This window comes from Thermalbibacter longus, from assembly GCF_023806485.1.
Classification (GTDB): domain Bacteria; phylum Chloroflexota; class Chloroflexia; order Thermomicrobiales; family Thermomicrobiaceae; genus Thermalbibacter; species Thermalbibacter longus.
The window spans coordinates 94,249-114,815 of sequence record NZ_JAMSLR010000009.1 but is presented as its reverse complement, the minus strand read 5'-3'; the positions used below and the strand labels follow the sequence as shown (position 1 = coordinate 114,815).

The following is a 20,567-nucleotide window of genomic DNA, read 5'->3' as shown; positions in this document are numbered from 1 at the left end:
TCGGCTCTCCAAAGTGAAGAGGGGAAACTTCCCCTCTGCCGATCTGCCCTGCTTACAATCTTACTCTAACGTGCTTCCGTCGCTCTGTCAAGCCTTAGGATACCTAGTCACTCTTACCCTCGCGGCATCGAGCTCTAGGTGCCGGCCGGCAGGCGATTCCAGGAAGCGCCCTTGGCCGTCATCGCCACCGCTGGCCAATCCACGCGTGCGAGGCAGCCCCGAACGCATGGCGCCATCAACAGATGGCGAGGAGAGCCTTCCGCTCCGGCACGGCGACCATCCTGTGCCCAGCAGCGCACGCTCTGCGGATGAACATGGCCGGCGATCGCCGGGTTCGGGCGATGCTAGGGTATCCTGCCGGGGAGATGCACCAGGCGATTGAGGAGGTTGCGAGCAGGAGACGCTCGACGCCAGCCGCTGGAGCGATCGAGGCAAAAGGGTGCGAGCGAGCCACGGGAGTGGGGCAGGTAAGCGGCTCGACCTTTACCCCGGGGCTGGTCGCCCCTAGCGCGCTGGGCACCGAGCCGGAGCAGCACGCCGGGTACCGAGAGGGGTCAGGCTCGCGGACGCAGACGGCGACGGCATGCCCCAGGGCATGCCGAGCCCCGATTGGTCGTCAGAATGGTCGTCAAAACGGCATCGCCCCGGAGCTGATCCGTGAGGCGGTGGGGGAGATCGACACCGTCCTGGGGCATTAGGCGAACGTGTTGGCTACAGTCGAAGGCCGAGACGCCCCGCGCGGTCTGCCGGGGCGTCTCGATTTGCCGATCTTGATCGGGATTTCTCGGGTAGGCCGCGAGGGACTCGAACCCCCAACCCGCTGATTAAGAGTCAGCTGCTCTACCAGTTGAGCTAGCGGCCCCTGCCTCGCTCACCGTACGGAAGTATACCCGCGGATAGGCGGCACTGCAACCGTGCAGCGCCGTGGGCGCTCTCCGCACAGGCGCGAGCGAGCCTGCAACGGGCGCGAGTGCGACTCGTGAATCGATCCGATTCGGAGCAACCATTCGCGCGCCGTGCAGCCAGCGCTTCCCCGGCGGCGGGCGGCGGCCCCATCGGAGCGGGCGGCACTGCTCGGCCGGGCGCTGCCCCGACGGCGGCTCAGCCCTTACCGTCCCGGGAAGGCATCAACACCCTTTCCCCTGGTACACCGCTCGGCGGACTGTCAGCGCACCTTGACGCGCGGGGCATCCTCCGCGGTAATTACCCTGCTTCGGTGGCGGATCCGATCCGAAGGAGCTTGCATGAGCACGCGCCACTATCTGCCCGAGCACATCGCCGAGATGCCGCTCGTCGACCACCACTGCCATGCGCCGCTGCGGCTCCGCCAAGAGATCAAGGCCACTCACCTGCGGCAGCCCTTCACCGAGTCGACGATCCCCGACGTTGTCGAGCAGGATGTCCCGCACACGGTCGCCTACCGGGCGATGATCCGCTCGCTGGCCAGCCTGCTCGGCACCGACCCAACCGAGCACGCGGTGCTCGAGGCGCGCGCCTCGTATGAGCCGCCGGCCTATCACCGCCTTCTGGCGGACGACGCCAAGCTAGCGGCGTGCTATGACGACTACCTCTACGACGAAGAGCGCTGCTACACGCCCGGCGAATGGGCCGAGCTGATCGGCAGGCCAGTGCGCCCCGTCGTCCGCATCGAGACCGTCGCCGAGCGCCTGTTGCCGCAGGTCAGGTCGTGGGACGAGCTCCGGGGGCGCTTCGGCCAGGAGCTGGTCGCCGCTGCGGCCGGGGGCGCCGTGGCCTTCAAGAGCATCGCCGCCTACCGCAGCGGGCTCGAGATCCAGCGAGTCGACGCCGCGAGCGCTGACGAGGCCTTCCTCCAGGTCATCGCCGACCTCGACGCTGGCAGCTTCTCGCGGCTGGAGCACAAGACGCTGATCGACGCCCTGCTCTGGGAGTCGCTGGAGGTCGCCGTGGAGCTGGAGCTGCCGCTCCAGCTCCATGTCGGGCTGGGCGACGACGACGTGTTCTTGCCCACCAGCAACCCCACCCTGCTCCGCGCGCTGTTCCAGGAGGAGCGCTACCGGCATGTCCCGATCGTCCTGCTCCACTGCTACCCGTTCGTCCGCGAGGCGGCCTACCTGGCCAGTATCTACCCAAATGCGTATGTGGATCTGGGGTTAACGCTGCCCCTGGTCGCGGGCGAGGCGGTACCGCTGGTGCAGGAGGCGCTCGGGCTGGCCCCGGCGAGCAAGGTGCTGGCTTCGACCGACGGGCACGGGCTACCGGAGTTCCAGTGGTTCGCTGCCCGCCTCTGGCGCGCCGCGCTGACCCGAGCGCTCGGCGCGCTGGTCGACGACGACCTGCTCACCGATGCGGAAGCCCTGGAAGTGGCGGCGATGATCTTGCACGCGAACGCCGAACGGATATACCCGTTAGAGAGGAGTTAGGTGATGGAGCATCTCCCGCCGAACCCGGAGCGCCTGGCCCGCGCTCGCCAGCTCATGGCGGCTGCGGCGATCGACTTGCTGGTGATCGGCCCCTCGGCCGACTTCCGCTACTTCACCGGCAGGCCGGGACACCTGAGCGAGCGCCTAACTGCTCTCGTGATCGAGCGGGACGGGCCGCCGGTGCTGGTCGTTCCCAAGCTGGAAGCCCCCCTGTACGCTGACCTCGAGAGCGCCTTCCAGCTCGTCGTCTGGGCCGATGGCGATGACCCGATCGCTCACCTGGTGACCTTGGTTCAGTCGACGGGGAGCCGGGCCATCGCGGTCAACGACCAGTTCTGGAGCGGTTTCCTGCTCCAGCTCCAGGATCGCCTGCCCGAGCGGTCCTTCCGCCGGGCTAGCCCGTTGCTCCGCCGGCTGCGGATGGCCAAGGATACCGGGGAGCTGGCGCTGCTGCGCGAGGCGTCGCGGCGTACCGACGCCGCCTGGGAGTACTTCTGTGCCCACGAGCGGCTGACCGGCCGCACTGAGCGCGAGGTGGCAGCCCGCTTGACCGAGCTGTTGCTGGCTCAGGGCCTGCACGAAGTCGCCTTCTGCATCGTCGCCAGTGGCCCCAACGGTGCCTCGCCGCATCACGAGACCGGCGACCGGGTGATCCAGCCGGGCGATCCGGTCGTGATCGACTTCGGCGGGAGCTACTACGGCTACTACTCTGACATTACCCGCACGCCGGTGGCCGGTGAGCCATCCTCCGACTTCGCCGATGCGTACGAGGCGGTGCTCGAGGCGCAGCAAGCGGCCTTTGCCGCCATGCGACCCGGCGTGCCCTGCCAGGATGTCGACCGTGCAGCGCGCCAGATCCTCCACGAGCACGGCTACGGCTCCTACTTCATCCACCGGCTGGGACATGGCGTCGGTCTGACGGTGCACGAAGACCCCTACCTGGTCGAAGGGAACGACGAGCCCCTGGAGCCAGGCATGGTCGTCTCCGATGAGCCCGGCATCTATATCCCGGGCCGCTGGGGCGTCCGGATCGAGGATCTGGTCGTGGTTACCGAGGACGGGGCGGAGCGGCTGAACAGCGTCTCGCGCGAGCTGTTGCGGCTCCCCTGAGCGGCCCGACCTTCGAACGGTGCAGTCTCGGCACGAGGCTCCGTGGTGCTCGCTCGCGTAACGAGGGTTGCCTGGTAAAGCGCGGAGGCGTGTGGGTCCGCAGCGTGCTGGCGTTCCTTCATCTCAGCCGCGTCTTCGGCACCCGGTCGAGCGGGTGGGGACGTCCCGCGATGCCACAGCGCGGCGAACAAGGTGCTTCAGACTATGAGGAGGGCCTCGTCCCCAGGCACGGAGGAGCGATCACCCTTCGAGGCGGCGGTCACCCGGGCTCGCCAGCCAGGGCGATGCTGTTTCCGCCTCGTCGCTTGGCGCGATACATGGCCTCGTCAGCGACGCGGATCAGATCGTCGGGCGTCTTCCCGTGGTCGGGGTAGATGGCGAGCCCGATGGAGATAGTCAGGTTTACGGCCACGTCTTCGTGCACGACCGGCTCCCGGGCTACCGCCCGCCGCAGTCGCTCGGCAACCTCGACAGCTTCCGAAAGCCCGACATCGACGACGACCACTGCGAACTCGTCCCCGGCGTAGCGGGCGACCAGATCGTCTGGCCGGGTGTGCTGGACGAGGCGGTCGGCCACCTGCTGGAGCACTGCGTCGCCGAAGAGGTGGCCACGCTGGTCGTTGAGCTGCTTGAAACCGTCGAAGTCGATCAGCATGACCGCGGCTGTCTCGATCCGCCGGTCGCGCGTCACCTGTTGCAAGCGGTCGATCAACGCCCTGCGGTTAGCAAGCCCAGTCAAGGGATCAGTGAGCGCCTGGCGGGACAACCGATCCGTCAGCTCGACCTGCTCCATCAGCAGTTCGAGGTGGACGGCGACGTTCTCGGCTAGCCGCAAGTCTTCCTCGTCGAGCCGGTGCCCGGCATTGCTCTCGATATTCAGTACGCCGATCGGCTCGCCCCAGCGCCGCAGCAGGACGACGATCTCGCTCTCGACCGCGAGCCCAGGGAGTGGCTCGAAGTAGTCCGGATCCTCGCGGACGTTGACGACGAGCTGCGACTGGTTCTCGCGCAGTGCCCGGCCAGTCACGCCTCGGGTGGTCAGCCACTCGTTGAACGAGACCGCTCCCTCCGTTCGGATCGCGCGTCCGATGAAGCGCTGGCGATCTGGGCTGAGGACGGCGAGGCCGACCAACGCGTACCCGAAGTCGCGCTGGAGCCGCTCGGCGACCATGCGGACCGCCGCGTCGAGGTCGCGATGATCGGTGACCATCCGCGTGAGATCCTGCAGCAGCTCGAGTTCCAGTAACCGGCGCCGCTCCAGCGTCACATCTTGCAGAAGCACCTGGAGACGCGGTGCCCAGCCTGCCCGCTCGTCCGGCAGCTCGATCGCCTGGACTCGGAATTCGATCTCGCGGAGCCGGTGGTCGGGGGTTATCACCTGGGCGATGACGGCGTCGGACGTGGTGCCCGGCGAGAGCTGTCGCCAGGTCTCCCAAGGGAGCTCGGTTCGTGTCCGCACGACCGCGGGTAGCGAGAATCCCACCGGTGATCGATCGGCGAGACCGATGAGGCGCGCCGCAGCCCGGTTCGCCATCAGGACGGTACCCTCGAGATCGCAGACGACCACGCCGACGTACAGTCCCTCGATCAGCTCGCTGAGCACGTGTTGGCTGACGACGAGCTGGTGACGCGCGCGAGAGATCGCCAGCGCGGCGGCGAGGATGCTCGCGGCCGCGTCGTAGAGCGGCAAGTCTTCGGAGAGGAACGGAGCCTGCTCCGAGAAGTACACCGCCATGAAGCCGCGGATACGGGCCCCCTCTCTCAGGGGAATCGCAAGTGCATGCCGCAGTCCGAGATCCTGGCGAACGTCGACCGGACTGACCACGCGTGGATCGGGCGATTCCGGGTGTAGCTCGATCGGGCGGAGCGGCGCCTGCACGAGGAGGTCCAGAATCTCCTTCGCCCGTCCCAGCGAGCCTTGCTCAACGCCCGCTACGTACTGATCCGGAAGTCCGACGGCGCTCCGGCAGCGAAGCTGATCTGGCCCGTCCACGAGTTCCCAGAGCGCAATGGCCGGAGCCCCGAGGAGACGCCGCAGCAGTTCCAGGCTGCGCCCGAGCCAGTTCGGGGTCACGTCTGCCAGGGCCAGGACTTCGACTTCGAGCTGGCGCAGCGCCTCCATCACGCGAAGGCGGCGACGCGCGGCATCGGCGGTATGCTCCAGGATCGCGCTCGCCAGGGCCAGCACGCGTTCGCAGTCGACTAGTGTCACGGGGTCGTAGAGCACCGCGTGGAAGCCCGAGGCCAGGAACTCCGGCGTCACCCCCTCCCCTTCTCGCAGGATGACGACCTTCACGACCGACTCCGCCAGCTCGAACGGGAGGTGCGCGCTCCCCAGCGGCTCGGGCCTGGCCACCACCTCGCTGGCAACGAGCAGCAGCGAAGGCGGTTGCTGCCTGACGATGTCACGGGCGGTCTCCCAGTCTGCTACGGCGGCGACGGGGGCATTCCCCAGGAGACCCACGATTCGCTCGCGGCGAGTCGTATCGGGATCCACAACGAGCACGCGAAGCCTGGATTCCGTCTCCATCGTCACATCTACCTCGGTAGATAGGGCGCTCCAGGCACCCACAGCCGATATGTACGTGGGATGCCCCCGAACTGGTGTCTGTGGTCTGGTACTCCGGTCACCCCTGCGAGATCCGAGGATAAGGCGAGTGACTGGAGTACCAGCGACCGGCCCGCGCACGGTACGATCACTCTATAGCACTGCCAGTACGGATGGAATAGTACTTACCGCATAGTACTTTAGTCCCGATCCTGACGGTCGCTGGGACGCGAGTCGGGGACGCTCCGCACCGCCGCTGCGGTCGGGAGACGGCGCTCACGCAAGAATTTCCACCCTGTGCCGCGTCGTCCACCGCATGCCTTCGGGGAAGGGTCGCCGTGATGCGCTGGCTCACTCGCCTGGCCCTGTGGCCGCGTCGTACTCGGGAGCAGCCGGACGAGACGGCTGGCGGGCATCGGAGCTTACCTGCTCCCGTAGCTCCTCGCCGCGGTAGACCCAGAGGTTCGGTGCCCACCACCGCGAGCCGAGCGCCATCAGGACGCAAGCGATCCCGCCGCCGACCATCGCCCACTGGGCCCCGATCACGCTCGCGAGCATCCCAGCCTGGAACTGTCCGAGCCGCGGTCCGCCGGTGGCGAAAATGGAGGCGAGAGCTCCCACGCGACCGCGGTAGGCGTCCGGGGTCGCGAGTTGTCGTACAGTGTGGCGCATGGCCATGCTGATCGCGTCGAGCGAGCCGGCCACCGCCAGCAAGACCAGTGCCAGCGGGAACCAGCGGGCGAGCCCGAAGAGCGCCAGCGAGGTCCCGTAGCCGACCACGACCAGCACGACGATGCGGCCAGGCCGGCGCGGCGTCGGCAAGAACGCGAACAGCAGCGAGCCGGCGATAGCTCCCGCGCTCGGGGCGGCGAACAGGAGCCCGAGCCCGTCCGGGCCTACGCGCAGGATATCTTTCGCGAAGACCGGGAGCAGCCCGATCGAGGACACCAGCAAAGTGGCGAAGAAATCTAGCAACATCAGTTGCCAGAGGATCGGGCGCTCGCGGACGAAGGCGAGCCCGTCGACAAAGGCGGCCCAGCCGCGGCGGATCGGGGACGGCGGCGCGACGCTGCTCCGCATCAGAAGGAGCACGACAACGACTACCAAGTACGTCGCGGCATTCGTCCAGAACGCGGCGGCGGTGCCGAACGCGCCGATGAGAACGCCGCCGATCGAGGGGCCGAGGACGGCTGCCGTGTCGAACGCGAGCACATTCAGCGTCAGCGCGTTCGTCAGGCGCTCGCGCGGCACGAGCGCTGGGATCAGTGCCTGGCGGGCCGGGCTGTCGAACGCCATCGCGCTGGAGGTAGCCAGAGCGAAGCCATAGAGCAACGGCATCGAGGTCCAACCCGCGGAGACCGCCAGCGCGAGGCACGTCAGCAACACGGCGGCGGTGCTCTGGGTCACGATCAACAGCCGGCGCCGGTCGACCTGGTCGGCGAGCGTGCCTCCGAAGAGCGAGAGCACGATGGTCGGGAGCGCGCGGGCCAGCGCGATGCCGCCGAGCTGGGCCTCCGAGCCGGTGAGATCGTAGACCAGCCAGGCGAGGGCCACGGTCTGCATCTGGACGCCGATCATCGAGACGAACTGGCCGATCCAGAGCAGCCGGTAATCGCGGTACCGGAGCGCGGCGAACGCGTGCGGCAAGCGCAAGGGCACTCGGAGCGATCCTCCACAGGGGCCGGAAACACCACTCTCCCGCTGAAGGCAGACGATACCATGCCGGGAAGGAGCGCAACATACCCGCGCTACGGCGATGGCCCTGTGGTACGATCCGCATGAGGAGACGGGAGGCAACGGTCACATGAGCCGGCACATTCTCTACGGTTTGGCTGGGGCAGGGGTGAGTCTCCTCGTCCTGGGTGTGCCGACCGATCTGTTGCCGAACCCGCTGTTCACCCGGATGGTGCCACCACGGCCGCTGGATTACCTGGCGCTCGTAGTAGTGGTCGCGCTCAGCGGCCTTCTGGCGGCCACCTATGCCTATCCGGCAGCCTGTCCCACGGCTGAGCGGCGCACGCTCGCCGGGAGCATGCTCACGCTGTTCGGCATTGCCTGCCCCACATGCAACAAGCTCGCGCTACTCCTGCTGGGGACGAGCGGCGCGCTTGCGTACCTGCAGCCGCTCCAGCCGCTCCTCAGCGTCTTCGGGATCGGGCTGCTCGTGTCGGCGCTACTGTTGCGTGTACGGGCTCTGCGCTCGGCGAGACCGTCGATGCCGTGATCGCCCCGCGATCGGTCGGACGCCTCTCAGCCGGCCGGGCGCGCGGCGAAGCCCTATGCCTCGTGCTGGGGTGATTCTCGTAGGGTTGGGGATTCCGACGGGGAAAGGCTCACGGCGCTTCGAAGTAGGCCGCGCGCTCCCAGGGGGTGACCTGGATCCGGTACATCGCTAGTTCGGCGCGCTTGACCCGGAGGAACTCCTGGTGCAGGAGCGGCCCGAGCCCTTCTGCCAGTGCCGTGTCGGCGTCCAGGGCGTCCAGGGCTGCCTCGGTGCTCCGCGGCAGGAACCGGACGCCGCGGGCGGCCAGCTCGGTGGCTGGCAGGCGGCCGACATCGGCCTCGGCCGGTGGGCCGGGGTCGAGCCCGCGGCGCAACCCGTCCAGCCCGGCCCAGATGAGGCCAGCGACGTAGAGGTACGGGTTACAGGTGTTATCGCCGGAGCGGAACTCCAGGCGGGCACGAGCACCGAGGCCTGGCACGCGCACGAGGGCCGCCCGGTTCCCGATCCCCCAGCAGACGTGCGCCGGCGCCCAGGAGGCCGGCTGGAGCCGCTTGGCCGAATTCGCGGTCGGAGCGCCGAGGCCTGTCAGGGCGTCGGCGTGCTGGAGCCAGCCCGCCAGGAAGGAGCGCGCCTCGGCCGAGAGCCCGCTGGGGTGGTCGGGGTCGGCGGTGCGGTCGGCACCGGTCGCGAGGTCGCGCAGGCTCACGTGCACATGCAGCCCGCAGCCAGCAAGGGTAGCGTCTGGCTTAGGCATGAACGACGCGCGCAGGCCGTGCGCGCGGGCGATGGAGCGCACCGCCAGTCGAAAGACCAGGTAGCGGTCGACCGCAGTCACCGGGTCGGCCGGGGTGGCCGTCGCCTCGTACTGGCCTGGCCCGTACTCCTTTCCGATCTGCTCTAGGGTAATATCCATCTCGACCAGATGCTGGGTGAGCTGCTCGATGAAGGCGGCCTGGGCGTCGAGCCCGGCGATGGTGTACATCCCGGCCCGCGTCGCGGGGGTAAGGTCCTCGTCCTCGAACAGGTAGAACTCTGGCTCCAGCCCGATGCGGGCGCTGAGCCCGGCCTCAGCCAGCGCGGCGACTGCTCGCTGCAGTGCAGCACGGGGGCAGCCGTCCCAGAGCGACCCATCCTCCTCGTGCAGCATGGCAAAAGAGAGCGCGGTGCCCGGGTGGAAGGGCAGCGGGTAGACGGCCTCGGAGTCGGGGATAGCGAGCACGTCGCCGGTGTCGGCGGTGAAGCGGGGATCCGGCACCTGTTGGTCGAGGATGGTGAAGTTGAAGTTGGCTTTGGCGAAGTTGGTGCCTCGCTCGGCCACGTGGGCGAAGCGGGAGCGCGGGATGCTACGCCCGGCGAGACGGCCGTTGTAGTCGGTGTAGCAGATCCAGAGGTGGGCGTAGCCCTCGGCGACCAGCCGGTCGGCGAGCTTGCCGATCACCATGCTGTCCTCCCTCGCGCGATCCGATGTCGAGGGAAGAGTAGCACGCGCTGCCGGGACTGCGAAGCGGGATGGCCGGTTGGCCCGGACGCCCTCGAGTCGGCATGCGCGGGCTGGAGGCGGGCGAACGGCGTTACACCTATCGAGTCCACGCACTCGGGGAGGCAGCTCATCCCTGGCCTCGGCTGGTGTCCAGGGAGACAGCCTATGTACTCGCGGAAGGTACGCAGGCGATGCTACACTGTCTCCGTCGCGCGTGAGGAGAGAGCGGTCGTGGTGTACCGTCTGCCAGATTCGCTGCCTCATCCGACCGTCGACGCCGACGGCTGGCAGGCTCAGCTCGAATCGCTGTACGCGATCTCGGTCGAGATCGCCGGGCTGCGCGAGCTGAGCCAGGTGATGGATCGGGCGCTCGAGTACTGCCTTGCCCTGACCACGTCAGCCTTCGGCTTTATCGGGCTGGTCGACGGGCCGGACACGATGGACGTAGCGGCTATCCGCGGCTTCGTCCCCGATCGGCCCGGGTTCTACGAACGCTTCCGCAAGATCCCGATCCGTCGCACGATCTTCGGGGTGGTCATCCTCGAGGGGCGCTCCAACCTGTCGAACGATGTGCTCAACGACCCCCTGCATATCGGCTCACCGCGCGGGCACCCGCCAGTGCGCACGTTCTTGGGCGTGCCCCTCAAGGTGCGCGACGAGACGATCGGGATGATCGGGGTGGCGAACCGTCCCGACGGCTACGACGCCGGCCACGAGCGGCTGCTCAGCACCTTCGCCAATCAAGTAGCCGTGGCGATCGCGAACGCGCGACTCTACGAGCAGCAGCGGCAGATGATCGCCGATCTTCAGTCCCTGCATGCCCGGCTGAACGCGGCCCAGGTTGAGGCGCTGATTCACCAGGAGCGGAACCGGATCGCCGAGGAGCTGCACGACCGGGTGGCGCAGATCATCTTCAGCATCGGCATCGAGGCCACCTGGTGTTTGGAGCGGGACGGAATCCCGCCGGAGCTGGCCGCATCGCTCGGCCGCATCCGCGACCTGGCAGCGCGCGGCGCGGCCGAGATCCGCCGGGCGGTCTACGACCTGGCGGCCGAACCACCGGCCGGACGGGAGCTCGTCCACGAGCTGCGCGAGCTGGTCGAGTCCTTCCAGGGGCCGGATCTCCAGGTCGACCTCGTCGTCGATGGCCGGCCGCGTCGCCTCGCGCACGAAGCGGAGGAGACCGTTCTGCGGATCGTGGCGGAGGCGCTGGCCAACGTGCGGCGGCACGCGGGGGCAGATCTCGCGATCGTGAGCTTGCAGTACAGCCCGAAGGCGGTGACGCTGGTGGTGCAGGACAACGGCCGGGGTATCCCGGCAAGCCTGCTCGAGTGGACGCTGCACCGGCCGGGGCACCTGGGCCTGCGCTCGATGCAGCGGCGGGTGGCGGCGCTCGGCGGGCAGCTCCACCTGCAGAACGGCGAGGACGGTGGTGTGGTTCTCCGTGCCGTGATCCCGGCTGAGCCGCGGAGGTGAGACGTGGCGCGCGCTGTGGTCACGCCTCTGCGCGTGGCGATGATCGATGACCATGAGATCGTCCGCACGGGGCTGAAGCATATTCTCGACGGTGATCCAGACTTCGTGGTCGTGGGCGAGGCCGATGACGGGCCGAGCGGGGTGGCGATGGTGGACGCCGTGCGGCCGGACGTGGTCTTGCTCGATGTCCGCCTACCATCGATGCACGGCGATGACGTGTGTCGGCTCTTGGCCGAGCGCGCGCCCGAGGTCAAGGTGCTCGTGCTGAGCGCCTTCGGTGAGGAGGAGCTGGTCTACCGCTGCCTACTGGCCGGTGCCCGGGGCTACGTGCTCAAGGACATCGTGCACTTCGACCTGAAGCAGAGCCTCAAAGCGGTCGCTCGGGGTGAGGCGGTGATCGACCCGCGAGTGGCGACGGTGGTGCTGGAGCGGCTGCGGCAGGGGGATCAGCCGCCCAAGCACCCGTTGACGCCGCACCAGTTCTCGGTACTGCGGCTGATGGCCCAGGGGCTGTCCAACCGTGAGATAGCCGAGCGGCTCTTCCTGAGCGAGAACACTGTCAAAGGCTATGTGCAGGAGGTGCTGCGACGGTTGGGTGCCCGTAACCGGCTCGAGGCGGTGATGATCGCCAACCGGAAGGGCTGGCTGTGACGCGGGGAGCGGCGCCGGGGCGGACATCGATCGCCGGGCTGGTGCTGGCCGGAGGCCGGTCGGAGCGGATGGGCCAGCCCAAGCAGCTCCTGCCCTACCGGGGCAGGACGCTCCTCGAGTGGGTAGTCGCAGAGGTCTGCCGCGCTGCCCTGCTGGATCAGGTGGTCGTCGTGCTCAATCCGGCGCTCGCAAGCTGGGCAAGGGAGCGCGACTGGGGACGCGCGTGGCTGGCGGTCAGCGAGCAGCCGAGCGACGGCTGCAGCGCCTCCTACCGCGCCGGTCTGGACGCGGTGGCGGCGCGCGCCGAGGCAGTGATGGTCGTCCTCGGCGACCAGCCTGGGATCTCAGCGACGGTCATCGACCGGCTAGGGGCTGCCTGGCTGGAGCGGAGGGCACCCCTCGCCCTCGTGCGCTACCGGGGTGATCTGGGGCACCCGCTGCTGTTCGGGCGGGAGCTGTTCGGCGAGCTGGCGGCTCTGCGGGGGGACAAGGCGGCCTGGAAGCTGGTAGATCGGCTCCTGGGTTCGGCGCTGGTGGTCGACGTGGATGCGCCATATCCCAGGGATGTCGACACCTGGGTGGACTATCAGGCGCTTCTCGAGGAGAGCCTCTGAGAGAGCTCCTGACCAGCTCGTGAGATCTGGCTCCGGCAGCAGCGTGGCGGCAAACCGACTGGCCAGAGGTACCTAGCCGTAGAGAATGGCGACAATGAGTCGGGAAGGGGAGGACATGGACTCGGACACGACTGCGCGGCGCTTCGAGGTCGAGCGGTGGGTGAGCTATCGGCGGCCGTCGGACGCGCAGGTGTCGCCGGACGGCGCGCTGATCGCGTTCGTGCTCCGCCCAGTTAGCCGGAGCGGTGAACACTGGGAGTCGGCGATCTGGGTCGTGCCGTTCAGCGAGGGTGAGCCACGGCAGTTCACGAGCGGGCTGTGGCAGGACGAGTGCCCGCGCTGGTCACCGGACGGGAGCCGTCTTGCCTTTCTGTCCGACCGCGCCGAGCGGGGCAAGCTGAGCGTATACGTCATACCGCGCGACGGCGGCGAGGCGGTGCGCGTTTTCGACCAGCAGGGTGAGCTGGCCATGCTCTCGTGGTCGCCCGATGGCCGTTGGCTCGCCGTGCTGATGACCGATCCCGAGACGGAGGAGGAGAAGCGGCGACGAGAGGCGAAGGAAGACCAGCGCGTCTGGGATACCGACTACAAGTACCAGCGGCTGTGGGTCATCGATCCGGAGACAGGTCAGGGCAAGGCGATCTCGCCGCCCGACCGGCAGGTACGGGGTTACGCCTGGGCTCCGGATAGTAGCCGGCTGGCCATCAACACCAGTCCCACCCCGAAGATAGATGACATCTTCCGGGAAACGGAGGTCGCGATCCTCCACCGCGACGGTGGCGAGCCACAACCGGTCTTTCGCCTGACCGGGCTGGCGGAAGACCTGGTCTGGTCAGCAGACGGCGAATGGCTGGCCTACCGGGCGCCGGCAGGCCGAGTGGTGCACGGGGAGTATGTCTTCGCGCGGCCTGTCGATGGGGGTGACGCGATCTGCTTGACCTCCGACTATCCGGGGACGATCGAAGCGATGCGCCCGCTAGAGGGTGGGCGAGCGCTGCTGGCTGTGGCCTTCGAAGGGTTGGAGGCCACGGTCTACCGGATAGGCTGGGACGGGCGACGAGAGAGCCTGTTGCCGGCTGGCCCAGCCGGGACGTTTCACGGGGCGGTGACGGCGAGCGCGGGAGGAGATCGGCTGGCTGGCGTGTGGTCGGACGCCGGACACGCTCCGGAGGTGGTGGCCTGGAGGGCTGCTCCGGACGACATATCCCTTAGGATGCCGGCACGAGCACGGACAGCACTCTCAGGGATCGCAGCCGCGTCATCGAGTGGGAGAGTGACCCGGGCGTCATCGTCCAGGGCCTGCTCGTCCTCCCGACGAGCTACCGGGAGGGAGAGCGCATCCCGCTCATCGTGCAGATCCACGGCGGCCCGACGAGCCTGTGGTCGAACGAGTTCCTCGGCTCCTGGCACGACTGGGCGCAGCCCCTGGCTCGTCTCGGCTGCGCCGTCCTGCTCCCGAACCCGCGGGGTAGCACCGGGCGCGGTCCCGCCTGGGCCAACGCGATCTTCGGCGACGTGGCCGGCGGCGAGTTTCGCGATCTGATGGCCGGCGTGGACGCGCTGATCGCGCGCGGCATCGCCGACCCCAACCGCCTCGGCGTGTGCGGTTGGAGCTGGGGCGGTTACATGACGGCCTGGACGATCACCCAGACCGACCGCTTCAAGGCTGCCGTGATGGGCGCTGGCCTCTGCAACCTGATCAGCGACAACAGCCTGGGCGACATCCCGAGCGCGAACCTCTCGTACTTCGAGCGCTCGCCCTACGAGGACCCGGAACCGTACTGGGACCGCTCGCCGATCCGCTACGCGCGCAGCGTCCGTACGCCGTTACTGATCGTCCACGGCGAGGACGACCGGCGCGTCGCGGCCAGCGAGAGCATCCAGATGTACCAGGCGTTGCGGGCGCTCGGGGTCGAGTGCCAGCTCGTGACCTATCCACGCGAGGGTCATGGCTTCGAGGAGCGGAACCACCAGCGCGATCTCCTGGAGCGCATCCTCGGCTGGTTCAGCCAGCACCTCAGCCTCTAAGAGGACACGCGGGCGGGCCTTACCCGCCCGCGCCGCGTCGCCGCCCGATGCCGTCGCGAGGTTAGCCCAGCAGCTCGCCGACGCTGATCTCCAGCTCTGGGAAGCTGCGGGGGCTCACCGTCTCGCCCGGGGTCGCGACTCGAACCTCCTGGTAGCCCACGGGTGAGGGAGCCCCGTAGACGGTTACCCGCTGCTGCACGAGGTTCACCAGCCAGACCTCGGCCACTCCCGCGCGACTATAGAGTGGCACCTTGATTTCCTGGTCGTACTCCACCGAGCTGTCAGCGACTTCGATGAGCAGCAGGACGTCGTGTGGGCCGGGAAGCGTCTGGGCATAGAAATCTTCGCGGAAGCGCAGCAGCGTGATATCTGGCTGAAGCTCCGAGTATTCGCCCAGCACGACGGGGTTCTGCACCCAGGGGATCGCTCGATCGTGGAGGCGGGCCAAGAGCGTGGTAAGCCGAGCCACGCATGCCGCGTGTCGGCTGCCGATCGGGCTCATCTGGACGATTTCTCCCTCGAGGAGTTCGACACGGTCATCTTCACCGAAGATGCCCGCCTCCACCATCCGGCGGTACTCCGAGACCGTAAACCGGTGCTTGAGCGCATGCACGGCCATGCGATGCCTCCTGTCGGCGCTATTCTACCGGTTCGCCCGGCGATATGCTCTCCCAGGCCACTCGCGAGGTCCAACCCTGCGAATGGAGGGAGGGAGACCTCCATCCGGGTGGACGCTGAGCCCGCGCTGGTAGGGTACTGGGACAGTCCGGACCTCGGTAAACTTATCCCTAGAGAAAATAACGCGCGACAACCGAGGAGACCCACAAGCGACGCTCGCCGCGCTCGGCGCGTTATTCCCAGGCGATCCTCTCAGGGTTGTCGGCAAACCGGGGAGGAGGTCAGAGCCATGATCCCAGGACCGTTCAGCTATCGCAGGGCGGCATCGATCGAGGAGGCCATCGCGCTGCTCCAGCAGTACGGCGGTGAGGCCAAGGTGCTCAGCGGCGGCCAGAGCCTCATCCCGATGATGAAGTTCCGCCTCGCCGAGCCTGCCGTCATCGTCGACATCAACCGCGTCCCGGGCCTCGACGCTATCGAGGAGCGCAACGGCATCCTCGCCATCGGCGGGCTGGTGCGCGAGGTCGCCCTGGAGCGCTCGCCGCTCATCCGCCAGCGCTACCCGATCATCGCCGACACCGCGGAGGTCATCGCCGACCCGCTGGTCCGCAACCTGGCCACCATCGGCGGCAACCTGGCCCACGGCGACCCGGCCAACGACCACCCGGCAACCATGCTGGCGCTCCGGGCCGAGGTGGTTGCCCGCGGGCCGGGCGGCGAGCGGACCATCCCGATCGACGACTTCTTCGTCGACACCTTCACCACGGCGCTCGGCCCGGACGAGATCCTCACCGAGATCCGGGTGCCGGCGCCCCCGCCGCGTTCCGGCGGAGCATACGTAAAGTTCGAGCGCAAGGTGGGCGACTACGCAGTGGCGGCTGCGGCGGTTTTCCTGGTCCTCGACGAGGCTGGCAAGATCGCCGGTGCCGGTATCGGGCTCACCAACGTGTACTACAAGCCGCTGCGCGCCGCGGAGGCCGAGAACGCACTGCTCGGCCAGGTGCCGTCTGGCGAGCTCTTCCGCGCGGCCGCCGAGCTCGCAGCCAAGGCGGCCGATCCCACTACTGACCTGCGCGGGCCAGCCGAGTACAAGCGTGCGGTCGCCCGCACGATGACGTTCCGTGCCCTCGAGGCCGCGCTGAGCCGGGCACAGGCAGCAAGCTGACAGAGGGAGGGAATCCGATGGAGAGAGTCCCGATCCAGCTCACGGTCAATGGCCAGCCTTACCAGGCCGAGGTAGAGCCGCGGATGCTGCTGGTCCACTTCATCCGCGACGTGCTCAACCTCACCGGCACCCACATCGGCTGCGACACGACCAGTTGCGGCGCCTGCACGGTCCTCTGGGACGGTCGCCCGGTCAAGTCCTGCACTGTCTTCGCCGTGCAGGCCGACGGCGGCGAGATCCAGACGGTCGAGGGGCTCGAGCGCGACGGCCAGCTTCACCCGGTGCAGGAGGGCTTTTGGGAGGAGCATGGCCTCCAGTGCGGCTTCTGCACGCCCGGCATGATAATGACCGCCGTGGCATTGCTCCAGGAGAATCCGGATCCCAGCGAGGAGGAGATCCGCAAGGCGATCGCAGGGAACCTGTGTCGCTGCACCGGCTACGTCAACATCGTCAAGGCTATCCAGTACGCGGCGCGCAAGATGCGCGAGACTGCGCCGGCCACCGCCGGCATCGCGGGAGGAGAGTAAGCCCATGACAACCACGCCGATCCGTGGCCTCGGCCATCCGGTCAAGCGCAAGGAGGATCCCCGCTTCATCCGGGGCAAGGGCACCTACGTCGACGACATCAAGCTCCCCGGCATGCTCTACCTCGACATCGTGCGCAGCCCCTACGCGCACGCCCGCATCAAGCGGATCGACGCATCCAAGGCGCTCGCCATGCCCGGCGTCGTCGACGTCATCACCGGCGCCGAGCTGGAGAAGGCCGGGCTCGCCTGGATGCCGACGCTGATGAGCGACCGCCAGATGGTGCTGCCGACCGATCGGGTCGTCTACTACGCCCAGGAGGTGGCGGCGGTCGTCGCCACCGATCGCTATACGGCGGCCGATGCGGTGCTGGCGGTCGAGGTCGAGTACGAGCCGCTGACGCCGGTGCTGGACCCGTTCAAGGCGCTGGAGCCCGGCGCGCCGCTGGTCCGGCCGGATCGCGAGCAGAAGACCAACCACATCTGGCACTGGGAGGCGGGCGACAAGGAGAAGACCGACCGCATCTTCCAGGAAGCCCAGGTCGTCGTCAGCCAGGATCTCTACATCCCGCGCATCCACGTCTGCTCGATCGAGACCTGCGGCTGCGTGGTCAACTACGACCGGGCGACGGACAAGCTGACGATCTGGATGACCTCCCAGGCGCCGCACGCGCACCGCACTGTCTTCTCGCTGGTGAGCGGCATCCCCGAGCACAAGATCCGGATCATCTCGCCGGACATCGGCGGTGGCTTCGGCGGCAAGGTACCGGTCTACCCCGGCTACGTCATCGCCACCTATGCGGCGCTGAAGCTGGGCAAGCCGATCAAGTGGATCGAGGACCGCTCGGAGAACCTCCAGGCCGACACGTTCGCCCGCGACTACCACATCCACGCCGAGCTGGCCGCCACGCGGGACGGCAAGATCCGGGCCATGCGCGTGCACACGGTCGCCGACCATGGCGCGTTCGACGCCGCCGCGAACCCGTCGAAGTTCCCGGCCGGTCTCTTCAGCGTCTGCACCGGCTCGTACGATATGGAAGCGGCTCACGTGGCCGTCGACGGAGTCTACACCAACAAGCCGCCCGGCGGTGTGGCCTACCGCTGCTCGTTCCGGGTTACCGAGGCGGTGCACACGATCGAGCGGATGGTGGATATCCTAGCCGACGAGCTGGGCATGGACCCGGCGGAGATCCGCTTTAAGAACTTCATCCGGCCGGAGCAGTTCCCCTACAAGTCGCCGACCGGATGGGAATACGACAGTGGCAACTACCCGGCCACGCTGCAGAAGGCGCTCGACGCGATCGGCTACCAGGAGCTGCGCCGCGAGCAGGCCGAGCGGCGCGCCCGCGGGGAGCTGATGGGTATCGGCATCTCGACCTTCACCGAGATCGTCGGCGCCGGCCCGTCACACACGTTCGACATCCTCGGGATCAAGATGTTCGACAGCGCCGAGATCCGCGTCCACCCCACGGGCTCGGCCATCGTCCGCATCGGCGTGCAGACGCAGGGCCAGGGCCACGAGACGACCTTCGCCCAGATCGTGGCCGAGGAGCTGGGCCTGCCGGTTGAGAACATCATCGTCGAGCACGGTGACACCGACACCGCGCCCTACGGGCTCGGTACCTACGCCAGCCGCAGCACGCCGACTGCCGGCGCGGCCACCGCGGTGGCTGCGCGCAAGATCCGGGAGAAGGCCCGGCTCATCGCTGCCCACCTGCTCGAGGTGAGCCCGGACGACCTTGAGTGGCGCGACTACGCCTTCCGGGTCAAGGGCGCCCCGGATCGGTTCAAGACGATGCAGGAGATCGCCTTCGCCGCCTACACCAACTTCCCGCAAGGTCTAGAGGGTGGCCTGGAGGCGGTCTGCTACTACGACCCGCCCAACCTGACGTTCCCCTTCGGCGCCTACGTGTGCGTCGTCGATATCGACCGCGGCACCGGTCAGGTGAAGGTACGGGAGTTCTTGGCCGTGGACGATTGCGGCACCATCATCAACCCGATGATCGTCGAGGGGCAAATTCACGGCGGGCTGACCATGGGGTTAGCCCCGGCGCTCTTCGAGGAGATCGTCTACGACGAGAACGGCACCATGCTCACCGGCACCTTCATGGACTACCTGCTGCCCACGGCGATGGAGACGCCGCACTGGAAGACCGATAAGACCGTGACGCCGTCACCGCATCACCCGCTGGGCGCGAAGGGGGTAGGCGAGAGCCCGACCATCGGCGCTCCGCCGGCCATCGTCAACGCGGTGGTCGACGCGCTGAGCCATCTGGGCGTGCGCCACATCGACATCCCGATCACGCCGGCCAAGGTCTACCAGATCTTGCTCGAGAAGGGGGTCGCTGAGTAGCAGGGAAGACCGCACCTGGAGGAAGCGGCCCTCTGTCCGGCGTCCCGTCCGGTGCAGAGAGTGCGTCGTGGCATGGCCAGGGGAGTACCGGTAGAACCGCACGTCGACAGAACAACTGGACTCAGTTGGCATAATTACCATGTGTGAAGCGATCGGAGCTTCCCTGGCTCGCGTCCGGGAGACAGCCCTATGGCGATCGACGAGGCCGGCCGGCCACTCGCCGCGAGCGGGCCAATGCTCTCGCAGGATATCTTCGAACGGGCCGCAGCCTTGAAAAAGGCCGGCCGGCCCTTCGTGCTGGCCACAGTGATCTGGAGCCAGCGGCCCACCTCGGCCAAGCCCGGTGCGAAGGGGATCGTCACTGCCGATGGCGCGCTGTTCGGCTGGGTCGGGGGAAGCTGTGCCCAGCCGGCGGTCATCCAGGAGGCACTCAAGGCACTGGCGGACGGGCGATCGCGCATTCTGCGGCTCGATCCGGAAGGCCAGCTCGCCAGCGACCGCCGCGATGTGGTGGTCGTGCCGATGACCTGCCACAGCGGCGGGGCGCTGGAGGTCTTCCTCGAGCCGTTCCTGCCTGCGCTGCAGCTCCTCGTCTTCGGCGAGAGCCCCGTCGCGCAGGCGCTGATCAGGCTCGGGCGCGCCATGGGCTACCGGGTAGTGGCGGTTCGGCCTGGCACGGTCGGGCCGGTCGAGGAGGCCGACCTGACGCTGGCCACCCTCGATATCGACGAGCTGGTGCGCGGCCGGCAGACGGTCGCGGTAGTCGCCACTATGGGGCAGTACGACGAGGAGGCGGTCGAGCGGGCGCTTCAGGCCGGGGCTGGGTTCGTGGCGCTCGTCGCCAGTCGCCGGCGCTTCGACGCGGTTCGGTCAACGCTCGAGGCGTCGGGACTTCCGCCTGATCTGCTCTCACGAGTCAAGGCCCCGGCGGGCCTGGACATCGGCGCGGTTGCCCCTGAGGAGATCGCGGTGAGCATTCTGGCCGAGATCATCGCGCACAAGCCGGCACTGCAACCTCTCGCGGGCGGCATACCAGAGCTGCGCGAGCCGGCTGAGCCATCGACCGCGGTCGACCCGGTGTGCGGCATGACGGTGGAGATCGCTGGTGCGCGGCACACGGCCGAGTACCAGGGGCGGCGCTACTACTTCTGTTGCCCGGCCTGTCGACGGCATTTCCTCGCTAACCCCGCCGAATACGTTCACCCCGGCGCAGGGGCCTAACGTCCAGCCCCCGATTGGTCCAGCCGGCATCGTGAAGATTGTGATAGGCTGCACAAACGGGGCGGGACAGCGGAGTGTTTACCGCTGTCCCGACACAGGGGTGAAGAGGGGGAAGAAAGAGGCATTTTGAGGTTGTTGCCGCCGATCCGAGAG

General features: G+C 68.1%; 16 protein-coding genes and 1 tRNA gene. 12 read left to right on the top strand and 5 right to left on the bottom strand.

The features are described 5' to 3' along the window. The first annotated feature begins 458 nt into the window (after positions 1-458). Positions 459-698: a hypothetical protein gene (locus NET02_RS12540; RefSeq protein ID WP_284057765.1), complete on the top strand. Its 240-nt coding sequence runs from the start codon at positions 459-461 to the stop codon at positions 696-698. A 91-nt stretch (positions 699-789) separates the two neighbouring features. Here the strand turns inward: NET02_RS12540 and NET02_RS12535 are convergent. Beyond that, positions 790-862: transfer RNA gene (locus NET02_RS12535), tRNA-Lys, on the bottom strand. Positions 863-1,244: 382 nt separating this feature from the next. Between NET02_RS12535 and NET02_RS12530 the strand changes: the two genes are divergently transcribed. Next, on the top strand, positions 1,245-2,402 hold the full coding sequence (locus tag NET02_RS12530) for an amidohydrolase family protein (RefSeq protein ID WP_284057764.1): 1,158 nt from the start codon (positions 1,245-1,247) through the stop codon (positions 2,400-2,402). Between the two features lie 3 nt (positions 2,403-2,405). Continuing rightward, positions 2,406-3,512: a M24 family metallopeptidase gene (locus tag NET02_RS12525; protein WP_284057763.1), complete on the top strand. Its 1,107-nt coding sequence runs from the start codon at positions 2,406-2,408 to the stop codon at positions 3,510-3,512. Between the two features lie 259 nt (positions 3,513-3,771). Here NET02_RS12525 and NET02_RS12520 read toward each other — a convergent pair whose 3' ends face one another. Together NET02_RS12520 and NET02_RS12515 are read right to left on the bottom strand one after the other, a co-directional pair. Continuing rightward, positions 3,772-6,042, bottom strand: coding sequence for a diguanylate cyclase domain-containing protein (locus NET02_RS12520; RefSeq protein WP_284057762.1), 2,271 nt, complete (start codon positions 6,040-6,042; stop codon positions 3,772-3,774). A gap of 369 nt (positions 6,043-6,411) precedes the next feature. Next, the gene (locus NET02_RS12515; RefSeq protein ID WP_284057761.1) at positions 6,412-7,719 is read right to left on the bottom strand and encodes an MFS transporter; all 1,308 of its coding nucleotides are present in this window, start codon (positions 7,717-7,719) and stop codon (positions 6,412-6,414) included. Between the two features lie 145 nt (positions 7,720-7,864). On the opposite strand from NET02_RS12515, the gene NET02_RS12510 reads away from it, so the two are divergent. Continuing rightward, a complete protein-coding gene (locus NET02_RS12510) occupies positions 7,865-8,284 on the top strand; it encodes a hypothetical protein (RefSeq protein WP_284057760.1) in 420 nt (139 codons plus the stop codon). 109 nt (positions 8,285-8,393) lie between these two features. On the opposite strand, the gene NET02_RS12505 is transcribed toward NET02_RS12510, so the two are convergent. After that, positions 8,394-9,725 (bottom strand): glutamine synthetase family protein, encoded by a 1,332-nt coding sequence (locus NET02_RS12505; RefSeq protein ID WP_284057759.1) that lies wholly within the window; start codon positions 9,723-9,725, stop codon positions 8,394-8,396. A gap of 270 nt (positions 9,726-9,995) precedes the next feature. Between NET02_RS12505 and NET02_RS12500 the strand changes: the two genes are divergently transcribed. From NET02_RS12500 to NET02_RS12485, 4 genes are all read left to right on the top strand, one after another. After that, positions 9,996-11,240, top strand: coding sequence for a GAF domain-containing sensor histidine kinase (locus NET02_RS12500; protein WP_284057758.1), 1,245 nt, complete (start codon positions 9,996-9,998; stop codon positions 11,238-11,240). A 3-nt stretch (positions 11,241-11,243) separates the two neighbouring features. Beyond that, on the top strand, positions 11,244-11,891 hold the full coding sequence (locus NET02_RS12495; protein ID WP_284057757.1) for a response regulator: 648 nt from the start codon (positions 11,244-11,246) through the stop codon (positions 11,889-11,891). Then, positions 11,888-12,505, top strand: coding sequence for a nucleotidyltransferase family protein (locus NET02_RS12490; protein WP_284057756.1), 618 nt, complete (start codon positions 11,888-11,890; stop codon positions 12,503-12,505). Before NET02_RS12495 ends, NET02_RS12490 begins: the two co-directional genes overlap by 4 nt. Positions 12,506-13,855: 1,350 nt before the next feature. Beyond that, complete coding sequence (locus NET02_RS12485; RefSeq protein ID WP_284057755.1) at positions 13,856-14,533, top strand: alpha/beta hydrolase family protein; 678 nt, start codon at positions 13,856-13,858, stop codon at positions 14,531-14,533. 61 nt (positions 14,534-14,594) lie between these two features. Here NET02_RS12485 and NET02_RS12480 read toward each other — a convergent pair whose 3' ends face one another. Beyond that, the gene (locus NET02_RS12480) at positions 14,595-15,152 is read right to left on the bottom strand and encodes a Uma2 family endonuclease (RefSeq protein ID WP_284057754.1); all 558 of its coding nucleotides are present in this window, start codon (positions 15,150-15,152) and stop codon (positions 14,595-14,597) included. Positions 15,153-15,440: 288 nt separating this feature from the next. On the opposite strand from NET02_RS12480, the gene NET02_RS12475 reads away from it, so the two are divergent. The 4 genes from NET02_RS12475 (at position 15,441) to NET02_RS12460 (ending at position 20,414) form a co-directional block, all read left to right on the top strand. Further along, positions 15,441-16,316, top strand: coding sequence for an FAD binding domain-containing protein (locus NET02_RS12475; RefSeq protein ID WP_284057753.1), 876 nt, complete (start codon positions 15,441-15,443; stop codon positions 16,314-16,316). Between the two features lie 17 nt (positions 16,317-16,333). Beyond that, positions 16,334-16,843, top strand: coding sequence for a (2Fe-2S)-binding protein (locus tag NET02_RS12470; RefSeq protein WP_284057752.1), 510 nt, complete (start codon positions 16,334-16,336; stop codon positions 16,841-16,843). A 4-nt stretch (positions 16,844-16,847) separates the two neighbouring features. After that, positions 16,848-19,193: an aerobic carbon-monoxide dehydrogenase large subunit gene (locus NET02_RS12465; protein ID WP_284057751.1), complete on the top strand. Its 2,346-nt coding sequence runs from the start codon at positions 16,848-16,850 to the stop codon at positions 19,191-19,193. 189 nt (positions 19,194-19,382) lie between these two features. Further along, entirely contained in the window at positions 19,383-20,414 is a 1,032-nt protein-coding gene (locus tag NET02_RS12460; protein WP_284057750.1) for an XdhC family protein, read from the top strand. The last annotated feature ends 153 nt before the right edge of the window (positions 20,415-20,567 follow it).